General features: G+C 74.0%; 17 protein-coding genes. 7 read left to right on the top strand and 10 right to left on the bottom strand.

From position 1 onward, the window contains the following. Positions 1–301: 301 nt before the first annotated feature. Positions 302–1435: a magnesium/cobalt transporter CorA gene (corA, locus tag F0L17_RS17500; RefSeq protein WP_155071811.1), complete on the top strand. Its 1134-nt coding sequence runs from the start codon at positions 302–304 to the stop codon at positions 1433–1435. Positions 1436–1485: 50 nt separating this feature from the next. Here corA and F0L17_RS17495 read toward each other — a convergent pair whose 3' ends face one another. Then, a complete protein-coding gene (locus F0L17_RS17495; protein WP_162466331.1) occupies positions 1486–2454 on the bottom strand; it encodes a DMT family transporter in 969 nt (322 codons plus the stop codon). 295 nt (positions 2455–2749) lie between these two features. Between F0L17_RS17495 and F0L17_RS17490 the strand changes: the two genes are divergently transcribed. Beyond that, entirely contained in the window at positions 2750–3334 is a 585-nt protein-coding gene (locus F0L17_RS17490) for a hypothetical protein (RefSeq protein WP_155071810.1), read from the top strand. 42 nt (positions 3335–3376) lie between these two features. Here the strand turns inward: F0L17_RS17490 and F0L17_RS17485 are convergent, their stop codons facing one another. Continuing rightward, a complete protein-coding gene (locus tag F0L17_RS17485; RefSeq protein ID WP_420802429.1) occupies positions 3377–4141 on the bottom strand; it encodes a hypothetical protein in 765 nt (254 codons plus the stop codon). A 316-nt stretch (positions 4142–4457) separates the two neighbouring features. Here F0L17_RS17485 and F0L17_RS17480 point away from each other — a divergent pair, with 316 nt between their 5' ends. The 3 genes from F0L17_RS17480 to F0L17_RS17470 are packed head-to-tail and all read left to right on the top strand — an operon-like array spanning position 4458 to position 7691. After that, positions 4458–5906, top strand: a complete 1449-nt coding sequence (locus F0L17_RS17480) for a magnesium transporter MgtE N-terminal domain-containing protein (protein ID WP_155071809.1) — start codon at positions 4458–4460, stop codon at positions 5904–5906. Between the two features lie 16 nt (positions 5907–5922). Continuing rightward, complete coding sequence (locus F0L17_RS17475) at positions 5923–6468, top strand: DUF1003 domain-containing protein (RefSeq protein WP_155071808.1); 546 nt, start codon at positions 5923–5925, stop codon at positions 6466–6468. A 56-nt stretch (positions 6469–6524) separates the two neighbouring features. After that, entirely contained in the window at positions 6525–7691 is a 1167-nt protein-coding gene (locus tag F0L17_RS17470; RefSeq protein ID WP_155071807.1) for an Mrp/NBP35 family ATP-binding protein, read from the top strand. Between the two features lie 121 nt (positions 7692–7812). Here F0L17_RS17470 and F0L17_RS17465 read toward each other — a convergent pair whose 3' ends face one another. From F0L17_RS17465 to sigE, 5 genes are all read right to left on the bottom strand, one after another. Continuing rightward, positions 7813–8451: a hypothetical protein gene (locus F0L17_RS17465; protein ID WP_155071806.1), complete on the bottom strand. Its 639-nt coding sequence runs from the start codon at positions 8449–8451 to the stop codon at positions 7813–7815. 174 nt (positions 8452–8625) lie between these two features. Then, on the bottom strand, positions 8626–9093 hold the full coding sequence (locus F0L17_RS17460) for a sec-independent translocase (protein WP_162466330.1): 468 nt from the start codon (positions 9091–9093) through the stop codon (positions 8626–8628). Positions 9094–9190: 97 nt separating this feature from the next. Then, a complete protein-coding gene (locus F0L17_RS17455) occupies positions 9191–10804 on the bottom strand; it encodes a S1C family serine protease (RefSeq protein WP_155071804.1) in 1614 nt (537 codons plus the stop codon). 179 nt (positions 10805–10983) lie between these two features. After that, positions 10984–11967, bottom strand: a complete 984-nt coding sequence (locus F0L17_RS17450) for a zf-HC2 domain-containing protein (RefSeq protein ID WP_162466329.1) — start codon at positions 11965–11967, stop codon at positions 10984–10986. Beyond that, positions 11964–12737, bottom strand: coding sequence for an RNA polymerase sigma factor SigE (sigE, locus tag F0L17_RS17445; RefSeq protein WP_202917888.1), 774 nt, complete (start codon positions 12735–12737; stop codon positions 11964–11966). Before sigE ends, F0L17_RS17450 begins: the two co-directional genes overlap by 4 nt. Positions 12738–12888: 151 nt before the next feature. Between sigE and F0L17_RS17440 the strand changes: the two genes are divergently transcribed. Then, complete coding sequence (locus tag F0L17_RS17440; RefSeq protein ID WP_155071803.1) at positions 12889–13578, top strand: O-methyltransferase; 690 nt, start codon at positions 12889–12891, stop codon at positions 13576–13578. Between the two features lie 202 nt (positions 13579–13780). Here F0L17_RS17440 and F0L17_RS17435 read toward each other — a convergent pair whose 3' ends face one another. Next, positions 13781–13948, bottom strand: coding sequence for a DUF3117 domain-containing protein (locus F0L17_RS17435; protein ID WP_014137929.1), 168 nt, complete (start codon positions 13946–13948; stop codon positions 13781–13783). 280 nt (positions 13949–14228) lie between these two features. On the opposite strand from F0L17_RS17435, the gene F0L17_RS17430 reads away from it, so the two are divergent. Beyond that, entirely contained in the window at positions 14229–15026 is a 798-nt protein-coding gene (locus F0L17_RS17430; protein ID WP_155071802.1) for an enoyl-CoA hydratase/isomerase family protein, read from the top strand. Here the strand turns inward: F0L17_RS17430 and F0L17_RS17425 are convergent. Both F0L17_RS17425 and F0L17_RS17420 read right to left on the bottom strand, forming a co-directional pair. Then, complete coding sequence (locus tag F0L17_RS17425; protein ID WP_155071801.1) at positions 15011–15688, bottom strand: DNA-3-methyladenine glycosylase I; 678 nt, start codon at positions 15686–15688, stop codon at positions 15011–15013. The two genes, F0L17_RS17430 and F0L17_RS17425, sit on opposite strands and share 16 nt — an antisense overlap. After that, positions 15685–16065: a DivIVA domain-containing protein gene (locus F0L17_RS17420; RefSeq protein ID WP_162466326.1), complete on the bottom strand. Its 381-nt coding sequence runs from the start codon at positions 16063–16065 to the stop codon at positions 15685–15687. The genes F0L17_RS17425 and F0L17_RS17420 overlap by 4 nt, the downstream gene beginning before the upstream one ends. Positions 16066–16157 lie beyond the last annotated feature (92 nt).

Genomic DNA, 16157 nt, shown 5'->3' with positions numbered 1-16157 from the left:
CGCTCTTCCGCCCGGCAGCCACGTCCCCGCTCCTGAGGGCCTTCCGCCTTCCTCCCCTCGCCTTCCGGCGACGAAACATCGGAAGCCCCTTTCTTTTCCTCCCTGCGGACCGGCTTCGCGGAAGAGCGCGTGAGCCTCTCTTGCTCGTCTTGCTCGACCGACGTTCTCAGCGAACGCCGCACGCCCGCACGGCTCGCGTGGTGCCCGCTTTGCAGACCTCCGCCGGCTGACGCCCGTAGGTCCCCATTCCGGGCAGCGCTGCGCCCGTCGGGCTGCGGCTCGGCACGCGAAGGAGCCCAGCATGTCGATGATCCGTGACCTGCGCGCCGCGGTCCGCCCCGCCCTGCGCCGGGGCGGCCGTACCCCCTTCCCCTACGCCTCCGACGGCGCCGCCGGGGACGCCACCGAGACCAGCGCCGTGGTGGACTGCGCCGTCTACCGGGACGGCCGCCGCGAGACCCGGCGCGTCTCGCCCGCCGAGGCCCTGCGCGCCCTGCGCTCCGAGGAGGGCGGCGGTGACGGGGCGTTCGTGTGGATCGGCCTGCACGAGCCCACCGAACGGGAGTTCGCGGGAATCGCCCGGGAGTTCGGCCTCCACCCGCTCGCCGTCGAGGACGCCGTCCACGCGCACCAGCGTCCGAAGCTGGAGCGGTACGACGACTCGCTCTTCACCGTCTTCAAGACCATCCACTACGTCGAGCACGCCGAACTCACCGACACCAGCGAGGTCGTGGAGACCGGCGAGGTGATGTGCTTCACCGGTCGGGACTACATCATCACCGTCCGGCACGGCGGTCAGGGTTCGCTGCGCTCCCTGCGCCACCGGCTGGAGGACGACCCCGAGTCGCTGGCCAAGGGCCCCTCGGCGGTGCTGCACGCCATCGCCGACCAGGTGGTGGACGGTTACCTGGCCGTCGCGGGCGCGGTGCAGGACGACATCGACGAGGTGGAGATCCAGGTCTTCTCCGAGAACGCCGGGCGGGGGCGCCGCGGCCGCGAGGCGGGCCGGATCTACCAGCTCAAGCGCGAGGTGCTGGAGTTCAAGCGGGCGGTCTCGCCGCTGCTGCGGCCCATGCAGTTGCTGAGCGAGCGCCCGATGCGGCTGATCGACCCCGACATCCAGAAGTACTTCCGGGACGTCGCCGACCACCTGACGCGCGTGAACGAGCAGGTCCTCTCCTTCGACGACCTGCTCAACTCCATCCTCCAGGCGAACCTCGCCCAGGCGACGGTGGCGCAGAACGAGGACATGCGGAAGATCACCTCATGGGCGGCGATCTTCGCCGTCCCGACGATGATCGCCGGAATCTACGGCATGAACTTCGACTACATGCCCGAGCTCCAGTGGAAGTACGGCTACCCGACCGTCATGGCCGTGATCGTCGGCATCTGCTACGCCATCCACCGCGGCTTCAAGCGCAACGGCTGGCTGTAGGGCCGGAGCCCCAGGCCTGACGGGGCACGGACCGCTCCGCCGACGCTCCGTCAGACCGTCCCCGTCCGGCTCCCGCGGGGGGCGGACCCGCTGTTGCCCCTCACCACCAGGGCCAGGCCCGCCAGGATGACCACCAACGCCGCGTAGACGGCGGCGGGCGGGGTCTGGCCCAGCCAGAGCGCCGCGATCAGGGCGGCACCCGGAGTCTCCAGCAGGATCGCGGTCGAGGTGACCGACGGGCCGAGCCCGCGCACCACCCGGTTGATCAGCGAGTGGCCCAGCAACTGCGCGGTGAGGGTGAGCACGGCCAGCTTGACCCAGGTCTCCGCGTCGTACCCGGAGCCGAGGTCGGCACCCGCCACCAGACACGCCACCAGCAGCAACACGGCCGTGGTGGCGTAGCAGACGTAGGTGTACGCGATCGTGGAGACCGTCCGGCGGACCTCGGCGCCCAGGAGCACGTACCCGGCCGCCGCCATGCCGCCGCCCAGCGCGAGCGCGTCACCGGCCAGGGCGCGCGGGGAGAGCGTCAGATCGACACCGGTGAGGAGCACCACACCGGCGAAGGCGACGGCCGTGCCCGCCCACACCAGCGCGGGCGAGTTCCGCCCGCGCAGCCGCAGCAGCAGGGTCGTCCAGATGGGTGTGGTGGTCACCAGCGCGGTCGAGGAGGCGACCGAGGTCATGTGGAGACTGGGCAGCCAGAGCGCGAAGTGCAGCGCGAGCAGCGCTCCGGCGGCCGCGGCCAGCAGGATGTTCCGGCGCCCCATGGCCCGCAGTTCGGCCCGGTGGCGGAGCAGGGCCGGCAAAGTGAGCGCGCCGACCGCCATCGCGTTGCGCCAGAAGGCGATGGCCAGGGCCGGGGCGACAGTGGCCGCTATAAGGGGCGCGGACAGGGAGATGCCGGAGACGGCCACCGCCAGCAGGAACAGATCCGGGCCGGGGCCCGTCCGCCCGTCCGGCGCGGACGGGCCCGGTGTCCGGCTCGGGGCGGCGGATGTCGTCCTGACGGCGCGCACGGTGCTCCTCTCTGCTTCCGGGCCACGGGCCGCGGAGTCCTCGGGTCTCGGGGGCTCCGGGACCTTCGGGCCCCGCTGTCGGGGGCTTCTCGGGCCCGGCGTCGGGGGCGCTCACCACCGCGCGCCGCCCCACCGGCATCGCCCACCAGCGTAAGGCGCGTGAGGCGACCGCGGTACTGACCGGGCGGCGGGCGGGAGCGGAACCGCGCGGCGGGCGGGAGCGGGACCGCGCGGCGGGCGCCGTCGAGGCGCCCGAGGACCGCGCGGCGGCCGGTACGGCGGTAGGGTCGCGGTCATGGCCAACCCGTCCGTTCCCGCGTCCGTACCGGCGCCCGACCTGGCGCTGATCGAGGAGTCGGCGAAGAAGTCCGCCCTGGTGTGGGTGCGCGGCCCGCGCGGGCCCGAGCGCCCCCTGTGGCACGTCTGGTACGAGGGCGCCGTCCGCCTGGTCGGCGACGGCCCGACGGAGCAGCCGCTGGAGGACCTGGGGCTCGTCGACGGCGGCACCGCCACGGTCACCGCGCGCAGCAAGGACAAGGGCGGGCGGTTGGTGGTCTGGCCCGCCCGGGTGACGGAGCTGCCCCCCGCCGGGGAGGAGTGGCGGGAGACGGTGGCCGAGTTGGCGGGCAAGCGGCTCAACGCGCCGGACACCGGCACGATCGCGGACCGCTGGGCGCGCGAGTGCCGGGTGCTGCGTCTGGAGCCCGCCGGGGCGCCGGTGGAGGGGCCGGGCGCGGTGCCGGACGGGCCGCACACCGCCGTGCCGCTGCCGACGCCCGCGACCACGCGCCGTCCCGTTCCGGCCGGGCTGCCGAGGCTGCTGCTGGGCCGCGGTCGCCGGAAGGACCGGAAGGGCCGGGAAGCCCGGGGGAACGAGTGAGGCGGCCGCGGGGGCGAGCGGGCACGCCCGAGCGCTCCCGGCTCACTCCGCGGCCGAGATCTTCTTCCCGTAGTCGACGATCTGGTCCTTCTGCGGGGCCCGCAGTGCGAACTCCTTGTCCCACTCCGTCAACTGGACCACGCCCGCGTCCCCGCCCCGCTCCAGGCGCAACGGGTACGGCTTGCCGATCAGCGCCACGCTGAGCACCCCGCCGGCGCCGCCCGCGGCCCGCACCTCGATCGTCCGCACGCCCTCGACCTCGCCGCGGTCGCCGGTCTCCCGCTCGCCCTGGAGGTTGAGCAACCCGTCCAGCAGCACGTCCTTGTCGGTGAAGCCGCTGAGCTGTTCGTAGGCGGGGTCGCCGGGCGGCACCTTGACGTACTTGCCCTCCAGCTTGCGGGCCGCGGCCAGGTCCGTCTCGGAGGGCTCCTCGTCGCCCTCCCCCTGCCGACCCCAGAACTCGGCGTTGGCCTTGAGGTAGAGGTCGTCGTCCACCCGTAGCAGCTCGAAGCGGGAACCGCCCTTGGCCGCGACCTCGCCCAGGCCGCCGTCCCCGCTCAGCCGCATGTCCAGGCGGTAGGTGCGGCCCTCGCTGACCACGCTGCCCGACAGCCGCACGGAGCCCGCCGCCTCGGCGGCCTTGCGCGCCCGGTCCTCGATCTTGTCGGCGGAGAGCCTGCCGACCCCGTTGGTCCCCTCGTCCGGGTCCTTCGAGGCACATCCCGTGAGCACGGTCAGCAGGACCGCGCAGACCGCCCCGACCACCGCCGCACTCCGGGCACGAACACCGAGGACCCACGCAGCCACGTCCGCTCTTCCTCCTGATGTCGGGGGCAGGAGGGCACCTTACCGGGGGCGGGGACCGTGGGCGGAAGGCGGCCGTACGGCCGATGCCGGCGCACCGGCCCGGACCCCGCCGCGTTAGCCTGAGAGCCCTGTTCGGGCCGTGCCCGGACCGTGTTCGACACGGTCGGGGTGGTTCCGGGGTTTGGGACGGTCCGGGTGCGAACACTCGGCCGGCGCGGGTACACGGCACCTCGACGCGCGGTGCGCACCGCGCGGAAGCACACGACACGCACGAGTCACGCGTGGTTCACGCACGAGTGAGGAGCGGAGGGCAGGCATGGCGCTGGGCGCCCCGCGGGTCTTCGTCTCGCACCTGTCCGGCGTGGCCGTCTTCGACCCCGTGGGGGACCAGGTCGGCCGCGTACGGGACGTGGTGGCGATGTTGCGCGTCGGCGGCCTTCCGCCCCGCGTGCTCGGACTGGTCGTCGAGGTGGTCAGCCGGCGGCGCGTCTTCCTCCCCATGACCCGGGTGACCGGGGTCGAGTCGGGTCAGGTGATCACCACCGGCGTGGTCAACATGCGGCGCTTCGAGCAGCGCCCCACCGAGACCCTGGTCCTGGGCGAGTTGCTGGACCGGCAGGTCACGCTGGTCGAGACGGGCGAGACGGTCACCGTCCTGGACGTCGGCCTGGCCCGGCTCGTCGACCGCCGGGACTGGCTGATCGACAAGGTCTTCGTACGGCGCGGCGGCGGTGGGGGCCTGCGGCGCCCCCGGTGGGGACGGCGCGAAGCGCCTCGCTCGACGGGCGGCGGACGGCGGGCGGGGGAGACGCTCACCGTGGAGTGGTCGGCGGTGACCGGCTTCTCGCTGGAGGAGGAGGGCCAGGGAGCGGCCAACCTGCTGGCCACCTTCGAGCGGCTGCGTCCGGCCGACCTCGCCAACGTCCTGCACCACCTGTCCCCCAAGCGCCGGGCCGAGGTCGCCGCCGCGCTGGACGACGACCGGCTGGCGGACGTGTTGGAGGAGCTGCCCGACGACGACCAGGTGGAGATCCTCGGCAAGCTCAAGGAGGAGCGGGCCGCGGACGTCCTGGAGGCGATGGACCCGGACGACGCCGCCGACCTCCTCTCCGAGCTGCCCGAGAAGGACATGGAGCGGCTGCTGGGCCTGATGGAGCCGAGGGACGCCGACCCGGTGCGGCGGCTGCTGACGTACGAGGAGAGCACCGCGGGCGGCATGATGACGACCGAGCCGATCGTGCTGCGGCCCGACGCCACCGTCGCCTACGCCCTGGCCCGGGTGCGCGTGGCGGACCAACCCGCCCCGCTGGCCGCCCAGGTGTACGTGTGCCGGCCGCCGGAGGAGACCCCGACCGGGAAGTACCTGGGGGTGGTGCACTTCCAGCGGCTGCTGCGGGAGCCGCCGGGCACCCTGGTGGGCTCCATCGTCGACACCGACCTGCGGCCGCTGCCCCCCGACACCCCGCTGCCCACCCTGACCAGCTACCTGGCCGCGTACAACATCGTGTCGGCGCCGGTGGTCGACGAGAGCGGATCGCTGCTGGGAGCCGTCACGGTCGACGACGTGCTGGACCACCTGTTGCCGGACGACTGGCGCGAGGCGGCCGCCCAGGAGGTGCTCGCGGCGCGGCACGGGCCCCCCGGCGGGCACGGCCCGACGGGCGGGGGAGACGCCCGGGGCGCGCGGGCCGCCGTCCAGGGGGCCTGGGACGCGCGGGGCGCGCGGGGCGCACGGACCACACGGGGGGCCTTTGATGGTCGATAGGGAGCGGGACGAGCGCATGACCCGCAGGGAGCGCGAGCGCAGCCTTCCGCCGGCCACCGGACGGGCGGCCCGGACGCGGCTGGACCAGCCGATGGTGCCGCGCCGCAGTCCGCTGCCGGAGTACGACCCGGAGGCCTTCGGGCGGCTGTCGGAGCGGATCGCCCGCTTCCTGGGGACGGGACGGTTCATCGTCTGGATGACGTTCGTCATCGTCGCGTGGGTGGTGTGGAACACCGTGGCGCCACGGCCGCTGCGCTTCGACGAGTACCCGTTCATCTTCCTGACCCTGGCGCTCTCCCTCCAGGCCTCGTACGCCGCCCCGCTGATCCTGCTGGCCCAGAACCGGCAGGCCGACCGGGACCGGGTCAACCTGGAGCAGGACCGCAAGCAGAACGAGCGGTCCATGGCCGACACCGAGTACCTCACCCGGGAGGTCGCCGCGCTGCGGATGGGCCTGGGGGAGGTCGCCACCCGGGACTGGATCCGCTCCGAGCTCCAGGAACTCCTCAAGGAGCTGGAGCAGCGCGGTGCCGTGGGCCCCCCACCCGACCGGGAACGGTGACCCGGGTCTCGTCCGCCGCCTTCGGCGCGACCGTCGGCGGGCCGTACCATCGGGGCATGGCTACTGACACGTCACCGACTCCCGGCGGAGCCCCCACCGAGGAGGCGGTCCGCGCCGCGCTCGCGACCGTCGACGACCCGGAGATCCATCGCCCGATCACCGACCTCGGCATGGTGAAGTCGGTGGAGATCGGCGCGGACGGGTCGGTCGCCGTCACCGTCTACCTGACGGTCGCGGGCTGCCCGATGCGCGAGACCATCACCTCGTCCGTGACCGAGGCGGTCCGCCGGGTGGCGGGCGTCACGGACGTGTCGGTGTCCCTGGACGTGATGAGCGACGAGCAGCGCCGCGAGCTGGCGGCCTCCCTCCGCGGCGGCCAGACCGAGCGCGAGATCCCGTTCGCCAGGCCGGGCTCGCTGACCCGGGTGTACGCGATCGCCTCCGGCAAGGGCGGCGTCGGCAAATCCTCGGTGACGGTCAACCTGGCGGCGGCGATGGCGGCCGACGGGCTGAAGGTCGGGGTCGTGGACGCCGACATCTACGGCCACTCGGTGCCGCGCATGCTGGGCGCCGACGGCCGTCCCACGCAGGTCGAGAACATGATCATGCCGCCGTCCGCGAACGGCGTGAAGGTCATCTCGATCGGCATGTTCACCCCGGGCAACGCCCCGGTGGTGTGGCGGGGCCCGATGCTGCACCGCGCGCTCCAGCAGTTCCTCGCCGACGTCTACTGGGGCGATCTGGACGTGCTGCTGCTGGACCTGCCGCCGGGCACGGGCGACATCGCCATCTCGGTGGCGCAGTTGATCCCGAACGCCGAGATCCTGGTGGTGACCACCCCGCAGCAGGCGGCGGCCGAGGTCGCCGAGCGCGCCGGCTCCATCGCGGTGCAGACCCACCAGAAGATCGTGGGCGTCGTGGAGAACATGTCCGGCCTCCCCTGCCCGCACTGCGGCGAGATGGTGGACGTCTTCGGCGCCGGCGGCGGTCAGCGCGTCGCCGACGGGCTGAGCCGGACCACCGGCACCAGCGTTCCGGTGCTCGGCTCCATCCCGATCGACGTACGGCTGCGCGAGGGCGGCGACGAGGGGAAGCCGGTGGTGCTGACCGACCCGGACTCCCCCGCCGGCTCGGCGATCCGCTCGGTCGCGGGCAAGCTGGGCGGACGGCAGCGCGGCCTGGCGGGGATGTCGCTGGGGATCACTCCCCGCAACAAGTTCTGAGCCGCGCACCGGCCCCGCCGCGGGCGGGGTCGGGGGCCAGTGGGGCGGGGGACCGTTCCGTGGGGCGGCGTGCCGGTGGGCGCGCCCCCCACGCGTCCGCCCGGAGCCGGGAACGGGACGGTCAGCGGTAGGAGGTGATGTCCTTGATCACCCCGAAGCCGAGCCCGTAGGCGCTCATCCCCCGCCCGTACGCGCCGATGTGGACGCCTTCGGTGGTCGGCCCGGCCAGCACCCACCCGTACTCGGACTCCCGGTAGCGGAAGTCCGTCGGGGTGCCGTCCACCGGGAGCGAGAGGGTGGTCCAGTCGGGACCGTCCAGGTCGTCCGCCAGTTCCCAGGCGATCGCGGTCTGCTGGTCGAGCCACTGCTGTCGGAGTCCGCGTTCCATGCGGGCGGGCCAGGTGCACGACAACAGCCCCGCCCCCGCCAGCCAGGCGGCCGACGAGACCGAGGTGGCCTCCAGCACTCCCGTGCCGTCCGGGCTGCTGCGCACCGGGCGGCCGACGACCGTCACGACGACGGCGAAGCGCTGGGTGTCCGGGCCCGCCTCGGCGCGGAAGGACGGCTCGTCCCCGTGGCCGGTCGAACCGTGCTCGACCGTGCCGTCCGCGGCGGCTCCCACCCGCATCAGCCAGCGCGGGCCGGTGAAGGCCTCGTCGAGGCCGTACCAGGGGAAGCCGGCCATCAGATAGCCGTCGATCACCCGGTCCGCCCCGGACGCGGGCGCCTCCTGCGGCCCTACCCGGCCCGTCGTCTCCATCTGCGCGCAGCCTCCTCGTGTGCCCTGTGCGGTGGGAGGTCCGCCCCCCTCGGACGGCCCGACCCCGGACACAGGGAGGATAGCCACCCTCGTGCGCCTATCCGGACAGGACCGGCTGTGCGGTACGGGAGGTGGCCCTCCCGTTTCACCGGCCGGTATGGGTCGGGACCGGCCTCAGGTGGCGTCGGCGTCGAACGGCGGCGGCTCGCTCCCGGCCGTCCGGCCCGTCTTGCGGAGCCGGTCGGGGGTGCCCGCGGTGTCGCCGCCCGGCTCCTTGGGAGCGGAGACCGCGGAGTCCGAGGAGCCGGAGGTGATCTCCTTGCCGTTGACGGCGTCCGTGACCTCGGCGAGCTCCTGGCGCAGGTCGAATCCGTTGCGGATCTCCTTCAGCCCCAGGTCCTCGTTCTCCAGCAGGTGCTTGCGCGCGAAGTTCTTGGGATTGAGGTCCTCGAACTCGAAGTCCTTGAACTCGGGACCCAACTCCTTGCGGATGTCCTCCCGGGCGCTGTCGGAGAACTCGCGGACCTTGCGGATGAAGCGCGCGGTGTCCTGGATCACCTTCGGGAGCTTCTCCGGCCCGAAAACGAGGACCGCGAGGATGATGAGCGCGATCATCTCGAGGGGTCCTATGTCGAAGAACACCGTTCAGCTCCCTCATGTGCGTCCACGACCCGTGCGGCCACAGTCACGGTACCCGGCGCGGCGACCGGGTGGGAGTCGGCGACGCGAACAACGGGCGTCACGAACCGTTCGCCGACCCCAGGACGACGGTCATCGACCGCTCCCGACCGTCGCGTTCGACGGTCAGTTCCAGACGGTCGCCGGGGCGGTGGCTGCGGATCCGCACGATCAGTTCCTCCCCGCTGCGCACCCGGGTGCCGTCCACCTCGGTGATGACGTCACCCGGCCGCACGCCCGCCCGGTCGGCCGGTCCACCGGGGACGACGGGCGTGCCCTCCCCGTCCGTCCCGGCACTCACGCGGGCACCGTCGCCGGGGTACTCCATGTCGACCGTGACACCGATCACGGGATGGGTGGCGTGACCCGTGTTGATCAGCTCCTCGGCCACCCGCTTGGCCTGGTTGACGGGGATGGCGAAGCCCAGACCGATGCTTCCGCCGCTGCCGGACTCCGGCAGGCCACCGCCGGCGGAACGGATGGCGCTGTTGATGCCGATCACCCGGCCCTTGGCGTCCATCAGGGGGCCGCCGGAGTTGCCGGGGTTGATCGGGGCGTCCGTCTGGAGGGCGTCGACGTAGCTGACGTCGCTGCCGTCGTGGTCGCCGCCCGCGATGACGGGCCGTTCCTTGGCGCTGATGATCCCGGCGGTGACCGTGCCCGCCAGGTCGTACGGCGAGCCGATCGCCACGACCGGATCGCCCACCCGGACGGAGTCGGAGTTGCCCAGCGGCAGCGGTCGCAGCCCGGTCACCCCGTCGACCCTCAGCACGGCGAGGTCGTAGCCGCTGTCGGTGCCGACGATCTCGGCGGCGACCGTCTCGCCGCCGTGGAAGGTCACCCCGATGTCACCGCCGCCCCGAGCGGGCTCCACCACGTGGTGGTTGGTGAGGACGTGACCGCGTTCGTCGAGGACGAAACCGGTGCCGGTGCCCTGCTCCCCCGCACCGCTCACGTGGATGGTCACCACACCGGGCAGGGCTCGTGCGGCGATTCCGGCCACGCTCCCCGGGGAACGGACGGTGTCCTCGGCGGGCGCCTGGGACAGCTCCACGGTGCCGATCGCGCCGTGTCGCTCCAGGTACACCCCCAGCCCGCCGCCGATCGTCCCGGCGACCAGGGCCAGGACGACGGCCGCGGCGGCCGCCCAGCCCCGGCGGGGGCCGCCGGGGGGCGGGGGCGGCTCCGAGGACACCCGCTCCGACGGGACCGGGACCGGCGGGCTCGCGGCCGGCGGGGCCCACGGGTCGTACCGCGCGAACGTCTCCGCGGGCGGCACCGGGTACGGGCCCTTCGGCGGGGAGGCCGGCTCGGGGGACGGCGGCTCGGGGGCCGGCTCGAGCGCCTCGGGGGCCCGAGTCCCCGGCCGTGCCCCGGAAGCCGGCTCGATCCGGGACCGTGCCGGTGGTGGTGTCTGCGGCTGCGGCTGCGGCTGCGGCTGCGGCTGCGGCTGCGGCGGGAGCATGCCGCCCGGCGCGGGGCGCTGGACGAGCGGGGCCGGGGCCCAGGGGCCGGGGCCGCCGTAGGGCGGCGTGCCGTACGGGTCCTCACCGTGGAGCGGACGGGGCGCGGCCTCTTCCGTCCGGCCCCCTCCCGCGGGGCGGGGGGCGGCGGACGTCCCGCGCGGACGGCTCCACCATGTCGGCTGTGGCTCGGTGGCCTTCCCCTCGTCCATGCTCTCCCCTGATACACCCGCGCCGTAGCGCGCACGGGCTCACACCGCATCACCACGATTGAACCAGGCGGGCCCCCTCGGGCGCAGGCGGACCCGCCGGAGCACCGTGGTGCGCACCGGCCCGAGGGCCGCGTACGGACGCCCCCACCGGGCACGGGACGGTCGCGGACCCCGTGCCGTCAGCGGTTCGGCGGGATGTCGGGCGCCGCGGTGACCGTCGCCCCGACCGTGGGCGACGGCGAGAGCGAGGGCGGCGGCGAGAGCGAGGGCGGCGGAACGGCGACGAACGGCTGCGCCGCGCCCCCTTCCGGCTCCCGCGCCCCGGTCGTCGGCAGTTGGGCCTGGTACTGCGTCAGAGGTGTCAGCGGAGGGTGCAGCGTCTGGACGACGTCGAGCACCGGCACCGCCATCAGCGCGTGCTGCCGGGCCACCACCTCGTCCTCCGCCAGGGGGGACGGCTGGGGCACGGGCCGCGCGGCCGACAGCGGGGTCGGGCGCGCGGACGGGAGCGCCGGGGCCGGGGCGTCCGCGTCCGCCGCCCCGCTCGGTACGCCGCTCCCCGTCTCCCGCGTGCCGCGTGCGCCGGGCCTCCCTCCCCCGCGCTCCGCGCCGGCCGCCGCCGTGCGCAGCGGCTCGGCCGTCGCGCCGCCCTGCTCGCCGGCGGCCGTCGTGACGCCGCCGGTCGTGGTGGAGGTCAGCGCGCCCCCCAGGGCGAACGCCGCCAGGGAGACGGCGCCGGCCGCGGCGAAGGCGAAGCGCCGGCCGCGCGACGAGGAGCGGTCCGTCTCGTGGATGCGGAACCCGCGGTCGGGGGTGAGCACGCTGCCGGAGGAGGGCAGGTACTCGAACTCCCACGCGGGTTTGGACGGGCCCGTCGGCCCGCCCGCTCCCGAGTCGTCCTCCAGCCCTGCGGGCAGCCCCTGGAGCCTGGCCAGGAGACTCTCCGAGGGCGGTGGGGGCATGGTGTCGGCGAAGACGCTCTTCAGCCTCCGCTGGGCGTCGGCCTCGGCCTTGCAGGAGTGGCAGGTGGCCAGGTGCGCGAGGACGCGTTCACGCGTCTCGTGGCCCAGCTCGCCGTCCACCAGGGCCGCGAGACGGTCCCCCAGGTGCTGCTCGGCCGGTGTCGGTTCGAGGTCGGGGGCGCCGTCGTGTGTGCCGCTCACTCGGTGCCGCCCTCCCCGCCCGCGGTCGCGGGCATGACCCCGGCGAGCGCGCGCTGCTCGGCACGCGCCTCGGGGGAGCGGTGCCTCAGTGCCTTGCGCAGGTGGGAGCGCCCGCGGTGGATGCGGCTGCGGACCGTGCCGAGCTTCACGCCCAGCGTCGCGGCGATCTCCTCGTAGGACAGGCCCTCGATGTCGCAGAGGACCACCGCCGCCCGGAACTCCGGCGCGAGGGTGTCCAGGGCCTGCTGCACGTCCGCGTCGAAGTGGGTGTCGTTGAAGTGCTGCTGCGGTGAGGGCTCGCGGCTGGGCAGCCGCTCGGCGGCGTCGTCGGCGAGCGCGTCGAAGCGGATGCGCTGCTTGCGCCGCACCATGTCCAGGAACAGGTTGGTGGTGATGCGGTGCAGCCAGCCCTCGAAGGTGCCGGGGGTGTAGGTGGACAGCGAGCGGAAGACCCGGACGAACACCTCCTGCGTCAGGTCCTCCGCGTCGTGCTGGTTGCCGGTCAGGCGGTAGGCGAGCCGGTAGACCCGTGCGCTGTGGGTGCTGACGATCTCCTCCCACGTGGGAGGCGTCCACGCCGGGACGTCCGCGTCGGTGGCGAAGGTCGCGGTGGTCGCGGAGTCGGCGGCGCGGCGGTGGTCAGCGGTGTCGTTCACGGATTTCGGCTCACCGGAGGACCTGCGGAAGCGCCTCAGCACTCCCCGACGGTCACCGGCGACAGCCGCACCTCCCCTGTCGGCTCTGGTGGTGTCCAGTGGAGCCCCTACCATAGCCACCTCGCCCGTTAGCTCCGGATAAGCTTCTTTGGCCGTCTTTCGGCCCGGTGCCGGTCACGCCCCTGCTTGTCGCGCGCACGGTCACGTCCTGAATCAACGCGCGGTCCCATCTGCGGGTTCCCGACGGCAGCGGATACAGTCACCGTTGCGTGGACCACGGGGACAGGAGAGGGCGATTACCGGCAACCGGCAGACGAGCTGGGCGTTCGCCGACGCGTACGGCGCCGAGCACGCCGAGCACGCCGAACGCTCGACGGCGCTGCGCTGGGCCCGCGACCGGGCCCGGGAGGCCGGCCTGCGCCCGGTGTCGAGCGGCACCGGTTCGGCCCTGCGCCTGCTGGCGGCCGCCGTGGACGCCAAGGCGGTGGCCGAGATCGGCACCGGAACCGGGGTTTCGGGCATCCACCTGTTGGACGGCATGCGGCCGGACGGCGTGCTGACGACCGTGGACACCGAGCCGGAGTGCCAGCAGATCGCCCGCCAGGCGTTCCGCGCCGCGGGCTTCGCGCCCAACCGTGCCCGCTTCATTCCCGGCCGGGCCCTGGACGTGCTGCCCAGGCTCGCCGACGGCGGCTACGACCTGGTGTTCTGCGACGGCGACCGGACGGAGTGCCTGGAGTACCTCGGCGAATCGTTGCGCCTGCTGCGGCCCGGCGGGCTGGTCTGCTTCGAGGGCGTCTTCGCCGACGGCCGCACCGTCGACACCTCCGCGCAGCCCGTCGAGGTGCTCCGGCTGCGCGAGTTGCTGCGCACGGTCCGGGACAGCACCGCCCTGCTGCCGTCGCTGGTCCCGGTGGGGGACGGTCTGCTGTGCGCGGTGAAGCGGGGCCGGTGAGCCGGGCGGGGCGCCGCCGCGGGCCTCCGGGCCCCGAGGGGAGCGGGGTCCGCGGAAGGGGAGCGGCCCGCGTTCCCGTCCACCGGCTTCGGGCGCCGTCCCGGCGGGGCCGGGCCCGCGTACGCCGCCGCCCCCGGCGTGTGGGCTCCGGGGGCGGCGGCGGCAAAGGCGGTGTGCCGGCAGGGGGTGGTCCGAGGGCCCCTCAGCCGCAGGCCTTCTTCAGAGCTTCGCCGAGTGCATCCGCCTCGTCAGGGGTCAGCTCGACGACGAGTCGTCCACCGCCTTCGAGCGGAACGCGCATGATGATGCCCCGCCCCTCCTTGGTCACCTCGAGCGGGCCATCGCCCGTCCGCGGCTTCATGGCCGCCATGCTCGTTCCCCTTCCTGAAACCAGCTGATCTCGGCCGGCAACCCAGGTGTCACCGGCGTCGAACACATTGCTTCTCCGCCATTATCCCGCATCACACGACCCCGTGACCAACATCGGTCGGTATCCCTTGCACAACGCGCATCCGCAAAACCACCCAATTCGGCGATCAAGCTGCGATACTGCGCTCCTTCTCCCGAGCCCCCCGGCACGGGAGAGTTTGACGCAGGTCACATCCCCGGCCGTGTGTCGGTGGCGGCCGTCCCTTGTCATGCTGTGCCCCATGCCAGACAACCCAGACAACGTGGTCTACGAAGTGTCCGAAGGTCTCGCGACCGTCGTCCTCAACCGCCCCGACGCCATGAACGCCCTCGACACCGCGCTCAAGGAACGGTTGCGGGACGTCCTGCGCGAGGCGGCCGACGATCCGGCCGTACGGGCGGTGCTGCTGACCGGGCGGGGGCGGGCGTTCTGCGTCGGGCAGGACCTCAGGGAACACGTCGAGACGCTGCGGCGGTCCGGCGGCGACGCGCTGGACACCGTGCGGGAGCACTACAACCCCATCACCCTGGCGATCGCGGGAATGCCCAAGCCGGTCGTGGCGGGCGTCAACGGCGTCGCGGCCGGGGCCGGGGCGGGGTTCGCCTTCGCCGCCGACTACCGCGTGGTCGCCGACACCGCCGCCTTCAACACCTCCTTCGCCGGGGTGGCGCTGACCGCGGACTCCGGGGTGTCCTGGACCCTCCCTCGGCTGATCGGCCCGAGCCGCGCCGCCGACCTGCTGTTCTTCCCGCGCAGTGTGAAGGCCGACGAGGCGCTGGAGCTGGGCATCGCCAACCGGGTCGTCCCGGCCGACCGGCTGGCGGAGGAGGCCGAGGCCGTGGCCCGCCGGTTCGCCCAGGGACCGACGGTCGCCTACGTGGCGCTCAAGGAGTCCCTCGCCCACGGTTCGTCGCACTCCCTGGCCGAGACGTTGGAGAAGGAGGCCGAACTCCAGGGCCGGGCGGGCGCCTCCGAGGACCACAGGACGGCGGTGGAGGCGTTCGTCGCCAAGGAGAAGCCCGTCTACCGCGGCCGCTGACGCCCCGCCACCCCGCTCCCGGCCCGACGTCCGTCCCCGTCCCCGTCTCCGTCCCGCGGAGCGTGGGGCGGGGACGGGGTACGGACGTGGCAGTCGGCGAGGTGGTCGTCGACCAGGCCGCACGCCTGCATCAGGGCGTAGGCCGTGGTGGGCCCGGTGAAGCGGAGCCCGCGTCCTTTGAGTGCCCTCGACAGCGCCGTCGACTCCGGTGTGGTCGCGGGGACGTCGGCGAGCGTGCGCGGAACGGGCCGGCCGGTCGGGTCGGGGGCGTGGGACCACACCAGGGCGTCCAGTTCCCCCGGTGCCCACCCGGCCAGCACCCGGGCGTTGGAGAGGGTCGCGTCGATCTTGGCCCGGTTGCGGATGATGCCGGGGTCGGCGAGCAGCCTCTCCCGGTCGGCGTCGGTGAACCGGGCCACCTCGGCGATCCGGAAGCCCGCGAACGCCGTCCGGAACCCCTCCCGCCGGCGGAGGATCGTCAGCCACGACAGTCCGGACTGGAACGCCTCCAACGACAACCGCTCGAACAGCGCGTCGTCTCCGTGCACCGGGCGGCCCCACTCGGTGTCGTGGTACGCGGTGTAGTCCTCGGCGGCCAGGCTCCAGGGGCAGCGCGGCCTGCCGTCGGGGCCGGGCAGCGCTCCCGGTCCGGCGGCGCTCATCCGGCCTCCTCCGGGGCGTCGTCACCGGGCTTCTCGAACAGGTCGTGGCGGCCGGTGGCCACCGCCTGGGCGCCCGCCAGCGACGCCTCCAGCTCGGCGATTCTGGCGTCGCGTTCGGCCAGTTCGGCGCCGAGGCGGTCGAGGACGTCGTCGACCTCCTCCATCCGGTAGCCGCGCAGGGCCGACGGCAGCCGCAGGGCCTCCAGGTCCGAACGGTTCAGGGGACGGTCGGGGGGCAGCCAGGCGACGGGCCGGTCCGGCGGGGCGTCGGCCAGCCCGCCCTCCGCGGTGCGGCCCGGCCCGTCGCCGCCTCCCGCCACGGCCAGCGCGACCGCGGTGACCACCACGACCAACGCGATCAGCAGAAACCAGAACACGCCATCTCCCGGAGTCCGTCACACCGACGACGGATACGTCGGCTGCTGCGCCGGCCGCCCGCCCGGGGGCGCGCCGACAGGTACACGGTAGG

The sequence above is a fragment of the Streptomyces taklimakanensis genome (assembly GCF_009709575.1).
Lineage (GTDB): Bacteria > Actinomycetota > Actinomycetes > Streptomycetales > Streptomycetaceae > Streptomyces > Streptomyces taklimakanensis.
This window is presented reverse-complemented; position numbering and strand designations above follow the sequence as displayed.

What these genes read in the sequence shown, in the direction of transcription:
- corA (WP_155071811.1), top strand. Translation starts at nt 302, where the DNA reads ATGTCGATGATCCGTGACCTGCGCGCCGCGGTCCGCCCCGCCCTGCGC.
- F0L17_RS17490 (WP_155071810.1), top strand. Translation starts at nt 2,750, where the DNA reads ATGGCCAACCCGTCCGTTCCCGCGTCCGTACCGGCGCCCGACCTGGCG.
- F0L17_RS17480 (WP_155071809.1), top strand. Translation starts at nt 4,458, where the DNA reads ATGGCGCTGGGCGCCCCGCGGGTCTTCGTCTCGCACCTGTCCGGCGTG.
- F0L17_RS17475 (WP_155071808.1), top strand. Translation starts at nt 5,923, where the DNA reads ATGACCCGCAGGGAGCGCGAGCGCAGCCTTCCGCCGGCCACCGGACGG.
- F0L17_RS17470 (WP_155071807.1), top strand. Translation starts at nt 6,525, where the DNA reads ATGGCTACTGACACGTCACCGACTCCCGGCGGAGCCCCCACCGAGGAG.
- F0L17_RS17465 (WP_155071806.1), bottom strand. Translation starts at nt 8,451, where the DNA reads ATGGAGACGACGGGCCGGGTAGGGCCGCAGGAGGCGCCCGCGTCCGGG.
- F0L17_RS17455 (WP_155071804.1), bottom strand. Translation starts at nt 10,804, where the DNA reads ATGGACGAGGGGAAGGCCACCGAGCCACAGCCGACATGGTGGAGCCGT.
- sigE (WP_202917888.1), bottom strand. Translation starts at nt 12,737, where the DNA reads ATGGTAGGGGCTCCACTGGACACCACCAGAGCCGACAGGGGAGGTGCG.
- F0L17_RS17435 (WP_014137929.1), bottom strand. Translation starts at nt 13,948, where the DNA reads ATGGCGGCCATGAAGCCGCGGACGGGCGATGGCCCGCTCGAGGTGACC.
- F0L17_RS17430 (WP_155071802.1), top strand. Translation starts at nt 14,229, where the DNA reads ATGCCAGACAACCCAGACAACGTGGTCTACGAAGTGTCCGAAGGTCTC.
- F0L17_RS17425 (WP_155071801.1), bottom strand. Translation starts at nt 15,688, where the DNA reads ATGAGCGCCGCCGGACCGGGAGCGCTGCCCGGCCCCGACGGCAGGCCG.